Genomic DNA, 11,983 nt, shown 5'->3' with positions numbered 1-11,983 from the left:
CCTTGCGCTGGACGCAACTCTGCATATTTTAGAACCGTTCTAAAAAAGAGGGCCTCCCATGCTTCCCGGTTTCGCGTCACGCCGTCGTTTCGACGATCTCACTGAACAGGAAGTGCTTGCGCTCGCGATCTCCTCCGAGGAGGACGACGCGCGCATCTATCGCCAATATGCCGAACATCTGCGCGCCGAATATCCGGCTTCCGCGAAGATCTTCGACGAGATGGCAAAAGAGGAAGACGAGCATCGCCGCCTCCTGATCGCGCGGCACACGGACCGCTTCGGCGATGTGATCCCGCTGATCCGGCGCGAGCATGTCGCGGGCTTCTACAACCGCAAACCGATCTGGCTGACCAAGAACCTCTCGCTCGACACGATCCGCGGCGAGGCCGAGGCGATGGAGCGCGAGGCGGGCAAGTTCTACACGCTCGCAGCGCAGCGTAGCTCCGATGCCAGCACGCGCGAGTTGCTGGGCGATCTCGCCGCGGCCGAACTCGGTCACGAGCAAAAGGCCGAGGAACTGACCTCGACCCACCTGCCCGAGAGCGAAAAGGAAGAAGAAGACCGTCAGGCTCATCGCCAGTTCATCCTGACCTGGGTGCAGCCGGGGCTCGCCGGGCTGATGGACGGCTCGGTCTCGACCCTCGCGCCGATCTTCGCCACCGCCTTCGCGACCCAAAACCCCTGGACCACCTTCCTTGTGGGCCTCGCGGCCTCGGTCGGCGCGGGCATCTCGATGGGCTTCACCGAAGCGGCGCATGATGACGGCGTGATCTCGGGCCGCGGCTCGCCGATCAAACGCGGCATCGCCTCGGGCGTGATGACCATGCTGGGCGGCCTTGGCCACGCGCTGCCCTACCTGATCCCCGATTTCTGGACCGCCACCACCATCGCGATCATCGTCGTGTTCATCGAGCTCTGGGCCATCGCCTGGATCCAGAACCGCTTCATGGAAACGCCCTTCCTGCGCGCGGCCTTCCAGGTCGTGCTCGGCGGCGCGCTGGTCTTCGCAGCCGGTGTACTGATCGGCGGCGGCTGACGCTGACCTGCGCTTTGCCCCGCGCGCCAGGGGCACATGCGGGACGCTCCGCGGGGGATATTTGAGCCAAGGCGAAGACGGGCGCTTCGCTTTCGGCTTGGCAAAAATATCCCCGCCGGAGGCTTCCCGACCCCGCCACGGGCGCGCAGTCCTCATTCCATAGCTGGCACTTGCCAAAACCGCATGCTAGCCCTTGGCCATGCTTGAGATCTTTCTGAAGACCTTGCCCTTTTTTGCCCTGATCGGGCTTGGCTGGTTCGCCGGGCAGATCCGCTTTTTCACCGCCGAGGCGACAGCGTGGCTGACGAAATTCGTCTTCTACTTCGCGCTCTCGGCGATGCTGTTCAAATTCTCCGCCAATCTCGATCTGGCCGCGCTCGTCGATCCGCAGTTCATCCTCGCCTATCTGACCGGATCGGGCGCGGTCTGGCTGATCACTTTCGCCGTCGCCAAGGCGCGCAAGCTGCCCACCGCGCTTTCCGCGATGGAGGCGCATACCTCGATGACCGGCAATACCGGCTTTCTCGGCGTGCCGATGCTGGTGGTGCTGCTGGGACCGGCAGCGGTGGGGCCGGTCTTGATGGTGTTGAGCTGCGATCTGATCGTGTTCTCCTCGATCATCACGATCTTCATCACCGCCGCGCGGCACGGGAAGGTCTCGCTCGCGCCGATCGCGTTGGGGCTGGTGAAGAACCCGATGATCGTCTCGATGGTGGCGGGGCTTGCATGGGCGGGGCTGAAACTGCCGATGCCGGGCCCGCTGTCGGAGTTCATGACGATCCTCGGCGCCGCCGCGACGCCGGGCGCGCTGTTCGCCATCGGCGCCTCGCTTGCGGGCAAATCGGCCGAGAAGCCTGCGCCCGCCGTCTGGCTGTCCTTCGGCAAGCTCTTCCTGCATCCGGCCGCGATCGCGATCACCTCGCTTCTGATCTTCGATGTCGACCCCTTCGCAGCAGGCGTGATGATCGCCGCCGCCGCCCTTCCCGTCGCGGGCAATGTCTATATTCTGGCGCAGCATTTCGGGGTGGCGCCGCAGCGCGTCTCGGCCGCCATCCTCGTCTCGACCGCCGTCTCGATCCTCACGGTTCCGGCGGTCATCCATTGGGTTCACGGCTAAGGAGGCTTTGATGAAAACGATCTCGGAAAACCGCTGTTTCGGAGGCGTCCAAGGCGTCTATTCGCACGCATCGAAGGTCAATGATTGCGAAATGACCTTCGGGCTGTTCCTGCCGCGCGAAGCCGAGGACGGGCCGGTGCCGGTGCTGTGGTATCTCTCGGGGCTGACCTGCACCCATGAGAACGCGATGACCAAGGCGGGCGCGCAGGCTTTCGCGGCAGAGCACGGGATCGCGCTCGTCTTCCCCGACACCTCGCCGCGCGGCGAAGGCGTGGCCAACCACGAGGATTACGATCTGGGCCAAGGCGCGGGCTTCTATGTCAACGCGACGCAGGACCCGTGGGCGCCGCATTTCCGGATGTGGGATTACATCGCCGAGGAACTGCCGAACGCCATCGACGCCGCTTTCGATATCGACCCCGAGCGGCAGGCAATCACCGGCCATTCGATGGGCGGGCACGGTGCGTTGACGCTGGCGATGTCGCTGCCTGAGCGTTTCCGCTCGGTCTCGGCCTTCGCGCCGATCGCGCACCCGACGCAAAGCGATTGGGGCCGCAAGCAGTTCAGCGCCTATCTGGGCGACAACGAGTCCGCTTGGGCCGCGCATGACGCGACGCTACTGGTCCGCGAGCGCGGATTTGCGGGCGAAATGCTGATCGACCAAGGCGGCTCGGACCAGTTCCTCGATCTCCTGAAGCCCGAGGCACTGGCCGAGGCGATGGCAGCGCGCCGTCAGCCCGGCACCTTCCGGATTCAGGAAGGTTACGATCACAGCTACTATTTCGTCTCGACCTTCATTCCCGATCACATCGAGTTCCACGCCGAGGCGCTCTGGGCGTGATCTGGGTCGACGCGGATGCCTGCCCGGTGAAGACCGAGGCCGAGAAGGTCGCGACCCGTCTCGGCGTCAAGCTGATGCTTGTCTCCAATGGCGGGCTGCGGCCCTCGCCCAATCCGCTGGTCGAGATGGTCTATGTCGATCAGGGGCCGGACGTGGCCGATATGTATATCGCCGAGCGGGCGACAGTCGGCGATGTGGTCATCACCAATGATATTCCGCTGGCGGCGAAATGCGTCGAAGCGGGCGCGCGGGTGCTGCGCCCCGATGGTGAGGCGCTGACCCCCGCCAATATCGGTAACGTCCTGGCAACACGGGATTTGATGGCGGATCTGCGCTCCGCCGATCCGTTCCGGCAGGGCGGCGGGAAACCGTTTTCCAAGGCCGACCGGGCGCGGTTCTCGGATGCGCTCGACCGGGTCGCGCGGGCGGCAGCAAGAGAGGTTAAGAATGGTTAAGGCAGTTATCTTCGACATCGGCAACGTGCTGATCGAATGGCAGCCGGAGCGGCATTACGACCGGATCATGCCGCGCGAGACCCGCGAGCAGATGTTCGCGGAGGTCGATCTGCACGGCATGAATGATGAGATCGACCGCGGCGCGCCGTTCCGCGAGACGATCTACGCATGGGCCGAGAAATACCCGAGCTGGCGCGATGCGATCCGGCGCTGGCACGACGACTGGATCGAGATGGCCGCACCCGAGATCCCGCATTCGCTACGCCTGATGAAATCCTTGCAGGCCAAGGGGATGCCGGTTTTCTCGCTGACGAATTTCGGGATTCAAAGCTACGATTTCGCGGCCACGCATTACCCGTTCCTGCGCGATTTCGACCGGGATTTCATCTCGGGCCATATGGGCGTCACGAAGCCCGATCCGAAGATCTATCAGATGGTCGAGGACGCGTCGGGGGTGTCTGGCTCGGATCTGATCTTCACCGATGACCGTGCCGACAATATCGCGACCGCGCACACGTTTGGCTGGAAGACGCACCTGTTCGACGGGCCGGAGGGCTGGGCGCGGCGGCTGGTCGAGGAAGGGCTGCTGGAAGAGGCGGAGGCCGCATAAATTCAACTTATGCAGCCGCCCCGAAAATAAGAAAAACTTATCTCAGGCGCGTTTCGCGACCGCGACGCCCAGAAGCTCGAGCACCTTCGCCTCGATCTGCGGCGCATCCATGCCCGCCGAGTGATACATGTCCTCAGGCGAGGCGTGGTCGATGAACGTGTCGGGCAGGACCATCGAGCGGAACTTGAACCCGTGATCGAAGACGCCCTGATCCGACAGGTATTGCGCGACATGGCTGCCGAAGCCGCCGATCGCGCCTTCCTCGATGCAGATCAGCGCCTCGTGCTCGGCCACCAGCCGGTCGATCAGATCGGTGTCGAGCGGTTTGACGAAACGTGCATCGGCGACGGTCGGCGCAAGGCCGCGGGCCTGCAGCGCCTCGCGCGCTTTCAGCACTTCGGCCAGACGGGTGCCATAGGACAGGATCGCGACGCGCGCGCCTTCCGCGATCATCCGGCCCTTGCCGATTTCCAGCGGCACGCCTTCTTCGGGCATGTCGACGCCCATGCCTTCGCCGCGCGGATAGCGGAATGCGATCGGGCCTTCGTCATGGGCGGCGGCGGTGGCGACCATGTGGACCAGCTCGGCCTCGTCGGCGGCGGCCATTACGACCATGCCGGGCAGCGAGGACATGAAGCCCACATCGAACGAGCCCGCATGAGTCGCGCCATCCGCGCCCACCAGACCGGCGCGGTCGATCGCGAAGCGCACGGGCAGGCGCTGGATCGCGACGTCATGCACGATCTGGTCGTACCCGCGTTGCAGGAAGGTCGAGTAGATCGCGCAGAACGGTTTCATTCCCGAGGCGGCGAGACCGGCCGAGAAGGTGACGGCGTGCTGCTCGGCGATGCCCACGTCGAAACAGCGGCGCGGATAGACGCCCGCGAATTGCTTCAGCCCCGTGCCGTCGGGCATGGCGGCGGTGATGCCGACGATCTTCTCGTCTTTCGCGGCTTCCTTGATCAGGCTTTCGGCGAAGACCTTGGTGTAGCTCGGCGCGTTGGAGGGCGATTTCTTCTGCTCGCCGGTGCTGAGATCGAATTTCGCGGTGGCATGTCCGCCATCGGGGCGGTTCTCGGCCGGGCCGTAGCCCTTGCCCTTTTTCGTCACCGCGTGGATCAGGACCGGACCGGTCGCGCGGGCCTTGAGCGTGCGCAGAAGCGGCAGCAGCTGGTCGAGATCGTGGCCATCGACCGGGCCGACATAGGAGAAGCCGAGCTCCTCGAACAGGGTGCCGCCCATGGCGATGCCCTTGAGCATTTCCTTCGCCCGGCGCGCGCCTTGCTGGAACGGAACGGGCAGCAGACCGACCGCGCCTTTGGCGGCGGATTTCAGGTCCTGCAGCGGGGCCTCGGAATAAAGCCGGGTGAGGTAGGACGACAGCGCGCCGACGGGCGGGGCGATCGACATCTCGTTGTCGTTGAGCACGACGAACATGCGTTTGCCCAGGTGGCCCGCGTGGTTCATCGCCTCGAAAGCCATGCCGCCCGACATCGCGCCGTCACCGATCACGGCAATCGCGTCGCCGGTCTCGGCACCCAGCTCGCGGCCCATGGTGAAACCGGTCGCGGCCGAAATCGAAGTGGAGCTATGGCCCGCGCCGAACGGATCGTAGGGCGACTCCGAGCGTTTGGTGAAACCCGACAGCCCGCCCTTGGTGCGCAGCGTGCGGATGCGGTCGCGGCGCCCGGTCAGGATCTTGTGCGGGTAGCACTGGTGGCCCACGTCCCAGACGATCTTGTCGCGCGGCGCGTCGAACACGGCATGTAGCGCGACCGTCAACTCGACCACGCCCAGACCCGCACCCAGATGCCCGCCGGTTTGCGACACGGCCGAGATGGTCTCGGCGCGCAATTCGGTGGCGAGCGTTTTCAGCTCGGGATCGGAAAGGCCTTTCAGATCGGACGGCAGTCGCACCTTGTCGAGGAGCGGCGTTGCCGTTTGGTCGTTCGGGTTATCGCTCATTGGCTGCCCCCTAGGCGCGCTACATCTCGCGGGAGATAACGAAACGCGCAGCGGCCCGCAAGTTTTCCGCTTCCTCGCCGTAAGGCGAAAGCGCGTCTATGGCTTGCTCGATCAGCTCGCCCTCCCGAAGCCGCGCACCGGCGAGGCCGAGCAGCGAAACGAAGGTGGCTTTTCCGGCCTCGGCATCCTTGCCGACCCGTTTCCCGGCGGCCTTTTCGCAACCCGTCACATCTAGGATGTCATCGTGAATTTGAAAGGCCAGACCGACCGCATCGGCGAAATCGCTGAGGGGGCCCTCGTCCTCGCCCGCGAGGATCGCGCCGCTGCGCGAGGCGAACGAGATCAGCGCCCCGGTCTTGCCCGCCTGCAGCGCGGTGATCTGGCTGAGCGAGAGCGGATCGGTGGCACTTTCCGCCGCGATGTCGAGCGCTTGACCGTGGCCCATGCCGGCTGCGCCGGAGGCTTTCGCAAGCGCGAGGCTGAGCGCGATGCGCCGCTCTGCCGGGCCGAGGACGGGATCGGCGCAAAGCTCGAACGCAAGCGTCTGCAACACGTCGCCGGTCAGCACGGCGGTCGCTTCGTCCCATTTAACGTGAATCGTCGGCTGGCCGCGGCGCAGATCGTCGTCATCCATGCAGGGCAGGTCGTCATGCACGAGGCTATAGGCGTGCAGCGCCTCGACCGCGGCGGCGGCGGGCATCGCCTGCGCCTCCGGGATGCCGAAGATCGCGGCGCTTTCGATTGCGAGGAAGGCGCGCAGGCGTTTGCCGCCCTGCAGCGCGTAATGCATCGGGGCGCGCAGCGGCCCCTCGGGCTGGCGCGCCACGGCGGCATCGAGCGCGACCTGAACGGTCGTCTGCACCTCTTTCAAACGGGAGGTGAACATTTACAGACCTTCGGCGGGGGTCGTGCCTTTCGGAGCGCCGTCGGCATTGAGCGTGATTTTCTCAACGCGCGCCTCGGCCTCTTTCAGAAGCTTGGCGCAATGCTCTTTCAGCTTGGCGCCGCGCTCATAGAGTTTGATCGACTCGTCCAGGGGCACGTCGCCATGTTCCAGTTTGCCCACGACTTCCTCGAGAGCCTTCATCGCCTCTTCGAAGCTCAACGCGTCAATATCGCTCATCAATCTGCATTCCCGGTGATATGTCGTCCAATAAGGCTCTGACGCCCGGGTTCCTGCAAACCATATCCGGCTCGCGGAGTCGAGATCACCCCGCGAGACCGGTGCTATCGTGAACGTCTTATCGCCTATTTCTGAAGCGACTCGAGATATGTCGCGAGTGAAAGGACGCGCCCGCGTGTGGCCAGAACGTCGGTGTAATACGGCGCACCATGCCCGCCCTGTTCCATGAACACATCGCCGAAGACCGGCATCGGCCCGCCATGCGCCCGCACGCCTGTGCGTCCGTCGATGATGTGGATCGCCTTGAGCATCGGGAACTCGCCGTCATTGGCGGCGGCAAGGCCGGTCAGATCGGCGGGTTTCACGTTCAGATATTCTGCCATCGGCCCGGTGCCCGTGCCATCGTCGCCATGACAACTGGCGCAATATTGGCCGTAGAGAGCTTTGCCGACATCGCCGTCCTGAGCGATGGCCGGGGTCGCGGCGAGACAGGCCGCGGCGATGAGGTAAGTGAAGCGCATAGTGTCCTCCCACACAAGTTGACGCATAGGAAGGTTGGGCGCGAAATGAGGCCGAGTCGATGATCGACGTCAATGACGAAGGGCGCTCCTTTTTGCTAAGGAACGCCCCACGAAAAGGGCCATCTCTGTTCGAGATGGCCCTCCGAGATCTACGGAGATGGTCCGGTTAGGGTCCGAAGGATCCAGCCGTCCCAGTCAGGGTTCTTTGCCCCAGGGTTTGCCCTCAGGCCACGGCCCCCCTCACTGTCCCGACACCTCTCTCCACTATCACTCTAGACACTGGACCACCTCCTTTCATGCGTTGCCGTTATCCACAGCGTGCCACAGATTTTGTGTGTGGCAAGAAAAATTACGCAATCCTTGGAGAAAGTTTCGTAACAAGTGCCTTGAAAGGCAGCAGTGCGATCAAAGTCAGGGCAAGTTTGACAAGCCAGTCTGCGGTGGCCAGCGACACCCAGAGCGGCACCGTCGGCCCGAAGCCCAACAGGGGCAGGGTTTCATTGGCCCAGGACACGTCATTCGACGGCTCGAGGAAGATGAGCGCGCTCGAGAAGGCGACCGAGAAGAAGATCAGCGTGTCGAGCGAGGCGCCGATCAGGGTCGAGATCGCGGGGGCACGCCACCAGACGCCGTCGCGCAGCTTGTCGAAGACGAAGATGTCGGTCATCTGCGCCACGAGGAAGGCCGCGCCGGAGCCGAGCGCGATGCGCAGCGTGACGGCCGGATAGGTGTAGCCGTCGCCCTGCAGCATGATCTGGCTGCCGATGAGCGAGCAGATCACGCCCACGACGAAGCCGGCGGCGACCACGCGGCGCGCAGCACCCGGGCCGTAGACGCGGTTCATCACGTCATTGACGAGGAAGGCGAAAGGGTAGGTGAAGGCGCCCCAGGTCAGCCAGTCGCCGACGAGGAATTGCACCAGGATGTTCGAGGCCACGACGATGATGGCCATGGCAATGATGCCAGGAATATAGCGGGTCATGATGTTCAACCGTTTTTACATGGTAGCGGAGACATGGCCCGGAACCCTCCGGGCAAGGGCGCGCGATACGCGCTCGAACGCGTTGCGTCAATCCTTTTTGGCGGTGCGGCGCGTCTCAGGCAGGACGTATTCCACGATCTCGGTGCGCTGCAGGAACCGGAAATTGTCGTCGGAAATCATCGTCAGGCGGATCGCGCCGCTGTCGTCGCGCCAGACCGAAAGGCCCTCGAGATTGTCGTGACGCCCGGCGCCGGTTTCCAGAAGAACCTCGCCGCCCGAAATCGAGTCGCCGTTGATGTCGAAGACCTGAACGCGCGTCCGAAAGCCCAAGAGCCCCCAGAAGTCGCGCTCCAGCAGGTAGAAGCGGCCATCGGGGCCGAAATCCGCACCGACCGGCAGCCAGTTCTCGGAGCGCGGGATGGCGAAGGGTTGATCCCATTTCCCGTCGCGATAGCGCCAGACCGGGTAGGGCCTGTCTTTCGCGCCCGAGCGTTCGGGCATCGTGTAGAGCGTGCCCTGATCGTCGATCGCCAGCGCCTCGAGCGAGGAGTTGTTCTGCATCTTCGCAAAGGCATCCGGGCGTGGCAGCAACTCGGCCGGGCCGCCATCGGTCGGAAAATGCGACACCCGCGCCAGCCCCTCGAAGGAGATATAGACCGAGCCGTCCGGCGCCAGCGCCAAGCCTTCGCTGTCACCCAGATGACGGGTCAACGCCTCTCCCTTGGAGCTGTGCAGCCAGTTCGGCCCTTGGGTGACCCTCACGTCCTTGATCTGGCCGGCTGCGTCGCGATCGAGATGCCCGCGCCAGATGGTCGTGCGATCCGACTGGGTGACGAAATCGCCTCCGTCCGGTCCCAGCTCGAGCCCTGAAAACCCGCCGAAGACGAACACGCCCGGCATGGTCCAGTGATAGCTTTGCAGGAATTGCGCGCGGGGATGCGGCCCGGCGGGCGCGAGCCCTCCGAGAATGGCCAGCCCCGCACCTGCAATCAGCGCGAGGTAAGAACGGCGCGGCATTGGTTGGGCAGGTCCGACATGACGTAGGTTTTGGCGTTTTTCTTCGGCGGCCCTTTCGGCTTGGGCTTGGCCGCGGTCTTCGGCGGGTTGAGGTAATCGGTCACCCACCAGTTCAGCGTGTCGTCACAGCCATCGCCTCCCTTCGAGAGCTGCGCCACGGTCGGTTTCTGCGTCTCGCAATAGCGCGCACCGGGCGGGCATTTCAGGCGGACGTGGAAATGGGTGTTGTGGCCGTACATCGGGCGGATCTTCTGCAGCCATGCGCGATCGTTGCGCGGCACCGTGTTGCACATCGCGATCTTCACGGCGGCGGCGACGAAGATACGGTCGACGCGCGGATCGGCGGCGGCGTGGCGCATCAGCGCGAGATGCTGCGGCGTCCAGTTGGAATTGGTGTGGCGCTGATCGGCGGTGCGCACCGAGATCGAGGAGATTTTCTCCCGCTGGGTGCGGCTGAGATTCAGGTTCGTCGCGGGCAGCATCCAGATATCGGCATCCAGCCCGATCTGGTGGCTCGCATGGCCGCCCGTCATCGGACCGCCGCGCGGTTGGGAAATGTCACCGATATAGAGCCCGTTCCAGCCCGGCAGCGAGGCCGCGTAGCGCGACAGATCCTGCAGGTAGGTCAGCATCGCGGGCTGGCCCCAGTTGCGGTTGCGCGACAGGCGCATCGCCTGCCAGGTCGGCCCGCTCTCGGGCATGCGCTGCAGGCCTGCGGCGCAGCCACGCGAGTAAAACCCGATGGCCGAAGGCGCCTGCGCCGAAGCATCCGCCTTGGAGCCGAAAAGTTGGCGGGCGAGCGGTTCGGCGAATGTGGGCGCAGAAATAAGGCTGAAAGAAAGAGCGGCGACGAGAAATTTCGCGATCATGATGTGGGGGGTCCTTCGGGCGCTGGGTCTCCGTGACTTCTCACGAATCCTAGCAGGACCAGCCCCAAAAGCAAAAGAACGATGATCGGTGTGATGCCCGTCGACTGATTTCCGCTTATCTGCGTCGTGATCCCGATGGCGAGCGGCGCGATGAAGGCCGTGGCCTTGCCCGAAAGCGCGTAGAGGCCGAAATGCTCGGTGATCTTTTCCGGGTCGGCCTGACGGACCATCATCGTGCGCGAGGCCGATTGCAGCGCGCCGCCGCAGGCCCCGATCATCCCGCCCAGCACCATGAAGGCGATGTCGGGCAGTTTGCTGTCGGGGGTGACGGCCATCCCGAAGACGCTTTCGCGCGAGATCATCACGATGCCGATCACGACCAGCGTCAGGATCACCAGCGAGGTGATGATGACCGTGCGCGGCCCCCAGCGGTCATCGGCCTTGCCGCCGAGCCATGCGAAGGTCGCCCCGGTGATCGTGCCGAGGATGCCGAAGATGCCGATCAGCGTGATCGACCAGTTCAACACGCCCGCCGCATAAAGCCCGCCGAAAGTGTAGATGCCGTTGAGCGCGTCGCGGTAGAACATCGAGCTGAGCAGGAACGAGGTCAGCGAGCGCCGGCGCGGCAGCGCGCGCAGCGTCGCGCGCAGTTCCGGCCAAGCGCCGCGCAGCGCCGTGCCGATGGGCAGCGCGTCGGGTTTGCGCGGCTCGCGCACCCAGAAGAAGAAGGGGATCATGAAGACCGCGTACCAGATCGCGGTGAGCGGCCCGACCGCGCGGGTATCCTCTCGCGTGGCGACGTCGAGGCCGAAGAGCGGGTCGATCCCCAGCATCGTCTTCCCGGTCGTCGGGCTCGCCTGCAGCAGCAGGAGCATGATGAACAGCGTGATCATCCCGCCGATATAGCCGAACGCCCAGCCCGAGCCGGAGATGCGCCCGATCTCTTCGCGGGGCCCGAGGTCAGGCAGGATCGCATTGGTGAAGGTGGTCGCGAATTCCATGCCGATCATGCCGATGGCGAAGCTGATCATGATCGCCATCAGCTTGAAATCGCCCGGCACCGCATACCACAGGCCCCATGCGCCCAGCACATACATCACCGAGAAGACCCAGATGAACGGCATCCGCCGTCCCGAGCGGTCCGCGACCGCACCGAGGAAGGGCGAGCCGAGCGCGATCAGGATCCCGGCGATGCCGACGCCATAGCCCCAGACGGTCTGCGCCGCCGTGCCCGAGCCCATCAGGTCTTTCACGAAGGGAGCGAAGATGAAGGTGACCAGCAGCGTGTTATAGGGTTGGCTCGCCCAGTCGAAGAACCACCAGCCCCAGATGCGTTTCTTTGCCGTGATCATGTCGCCCTCTCCCCGCCGCGCCAGTAATTGCGGCGATCAAGCCCGAAAAGGGACGATCTGGCAAGGGTTTCGACGGGTTAGGCAGGCCGCGCTGG

The 11,983-nt window shown here is 64.5% G+C and carries 13 protein-coding genes; 5 read left to right on the top strand and 8 right to left on the bottom strand.

The genetic code is table 11. The features are described from left to right. The first annotated feature begins 58 nt into the window (after positions 1-58). The 5 genes from mbfA (at position 59) to BMI85_RS18235 (ending at position 4,059) form a co-directional block, all read left to right on the top strand. Entirely contained in the window at positions 59-1,036 is a 978-nt protein-coding gene (mbfA, locus tag BMI85_RS18255) for an iron exporter MbfA (protein WP_078602299.1), read from the top strand. Positions 1,037-1,235: 199 nt separating this feature from the next. Further along, positions 1,236-2,153, top strand: a complete 918-nt coding sequence (locus BMI85_RS18250; protein WP_078550887.1) for an AEC family transporter — start codon at positions 1,236-1,238, stop codon at positions 2,151-2,153. A gap of 10 nt (positions 2,154-2,163) precedes the next feature. Then, entirely contained in the window at positions 2,164-2,994 is an 831-nt protein-coding gene (gene fghA, locus BMI85_RS18245; protein WP_078602298.1) for an S-formylglutathione hydrolase, read from the top strand. Next, positions 2,991-3,449, top strand: a complete 459-nt coding sequence (locus BMI85_RS18240; RefSeq protein ID WP_078602297.1) for a YaiI/YqxD family protein — start codon at positions 2,991-2,993, stop codon at positions 3,447-3,449. Before fghA ends, BMI85_RS18240 begins: the two co-directional genes overlap by 4 nt. Next, positions 3,442-4,059 carry an HAD family phosphatase gene (locus tag BMI85_RS18235; RefSeq protein ID WP_078602296.1) on the top strand — a complete coding sequence of 206 codons (618 nt, stop codon included), beginning with the start codon at positions 3,442-3,444 and terminating at the stop codon, positions 4,057-4,059. The genes BMI85_RS18240 and BMI85_RS18235 overlap by 8 nt, the downstream gene beginning before the upstream one ends. A 42-nt stretch (positions 4,060-4,101) precedes the next feature. Here BMI85_RS18235 and dxs read toward each other — a convergent pair whose 3' ends face one another. From dxs to BMI85_RS18195, 8 genes are all read right to left on the bottom strand, one after another. Beyond that, positions 4,102-6,024, bottom strand: a complete 1,923-nt coding sequence (gene dxs, locus BMI85_RS18230; RefSeq protein WP_078602295.1) for a 1-deoxy-D-xylulose-5-phosphate synthase — start codon at positions 6,022-6,024, stop codon at positions 4,102-4,104. A gap of 19 nt (positions 6,025-6,043) precedes the next feature. Then, positions 6,044-6,910 carry a polyprenyl synthetase family protein gene (locus tag BMI85_RS18225; RefSeq protein ID WP_078602294.1) on the bottom strand — a complete coding sequence of 289 codons (867 nt, stop codon included), beginning with the start codon at positions 6,908-6,910 and terminating at the stop codon, positions 6,044-6,046. Next, on the bottom strand, positions 6,911-7,147 hold the full coding sequence (locus BMI85_RS18220) for an exodeoxyribonuclease VII small subunit (protein ID WP_078522293.1): 237 nt from the start codon (positions 7,145-7,147) through the stop codon (positions 6,911-6,913). 125 nt (positions 7,148-7,272) lie between these two features. Then, a complete protein-coding gene (locus BMI85_RS18215; protein WP_078522294.1) occupies positions 7,273-7,668 on the bottom strand; it encodes a c-type cytochrome in 396 nt (131 codons plus the stop codon). 349 nt (positions 7,669-8,017) lie between these two features. Then, on the bottom strand, positions 8,018-8,650 hold the full coding sequence (locus tag BMI85_RS18210) for a queuosine precursor transporter (protein WP_078602293.1): 633 nt from the start codon (positions 8,648-8,650) through the stop codon (positions 8,018-8,020). An 87-nt stretch (positions 8,651-8,737) separates the two neighbouring features. Further along, on the bottom strand, positions 8,738-9,667 hold the full coding sequence (locus BMI85_RS18205) for an esterase-like activity of phytase family protein (protein WP_078602292.1): 930 nt from the start codon (positions 9,665-9,667) through the stop codon (positions 8,738-8,740). Next, positions 9,640-10,536, bottom strand: a complete 897-nt coding sequence (gene mepA, locus BMI85_RS18200) for a penicillin-insensitive murein endopeptidase (RefSeq protein ID WP_078602291.1) — start codon at positions 10,534-10,536, stop codon at positions 9,640-9,642. The genes BMI85_RS18205 and mepA overlap by 28 nt, the downstream gene beginning before the upstream one ends. Then, complete coding sequence (locus BMI85_RS18195) at positions 10,533-11,888, bottom strand: MFS transporter (RefSeq protein WP_078602290.1); 1,356 nt, start codon at positions 11,886-11,888, stop codon at positions 10,533-10,535. The genes mepA and BMI85_RS18195 overlap by 4 nt, the downstream gene beginning before the upstream one ends. Between the last annotated feature and the right edge of the window lie 95 nt (positions 11,889-11,983).

The sequence above is a fragment of the Thioclava sp. DLFJ4-1 genome, from assembly GCF_002020145.1.
Lineage (GTDB): Bacteria > Pseudomonadota > Alphaproteobacteria > Rhodobacterales > Rhodobacteraceae > Thioclava > Thioclava sediminum.
Note: the sequence above shows the minus strand (reverse complement) of the source record. Positions and strands in the feature narration are given on the sequence as shown.

Coding starts and splice junctions, on each gene's coding strand:
- BMI85_RS18220 (WP_078522293.1), bottom strand. CDS start 7,147: ATGAGCGATATTGACGCGTTGAGCTTCGAAGAGGCGATGAAGGCTCTC.
- dxs (WP_078602295.1), bottom strand. CDS start 6,024: ATGAGCGATAACCCGAACGACCAAACGGCAACGCCGCTCCTCGACAAG.
- BMI85_RS18250 (WP_078550887.1), top strand. CDS start 1,236: ATGCTTGAGATCTTTCTGAAGACCTTGCCCTTTTTTGCCCTGATCGGG.
- mbfA (WP_078602299.1), top strand. CDS start 59: ATGCTTCCCGGTTTCGCGTCACGCCGTCGTTTCGACGATCTCACTGAA.
- fghA (WP_078602298.1), top strand. CDS start 2,164: ATGAAAACGATCTCGGAAAACCGCTGTTTCGGAGGCGTCCAAGGCGTC.
- BMI85_RS18225 (WP_078602294.1), bottom strand. CDS start 6,910: ATGTTCACCTCCCGTTTGAAAGAGGTGCAGACGACCGTTCAGGTCGCG.
- mepA (WP_078602291.1), bottom strand. CDS start 10,536: ATGATCGCGAAATTTCTCGTCGCCGCTCTTTCTTTCAGCCTTATTTCT.
- BMI85_RS18235 (WP_078602296.1), top strand. CDS start 3,442: ATGGTTAAGGCAGTTATCTTCGACATCGGCAACGTGCTGATCGAATGG.
- BMI85_RS18215 (WP_078522294.1), bottom strand. CDS start 7,668: ATGCGCTTCACTTACCTCATCGCCGCGGCCTGTCTCGCCGCGACCCCG.
- BMI85_RS18205 (WP_078602292.1), bottom strand. CDS start 9,667: ATGCCGCGCCGTTCTTACCTCGCGCTGATTGCAGGTGCGGGGCTGGCC.
- BMI85_RS18195 (WP_078602290.1), bottom strand. CDS start 11,888: ATGATCACGGCAAAGAAACGCATCTGGGGCTGGTGGTTCTTCGACTGG.
- BMI85_RS18210 (WP_078602293.1), bottom strand. CDS start 8,650: ATGACCCGCTATATTCCTGGCATCATTGCCATGGCCATCATCGTCGTG.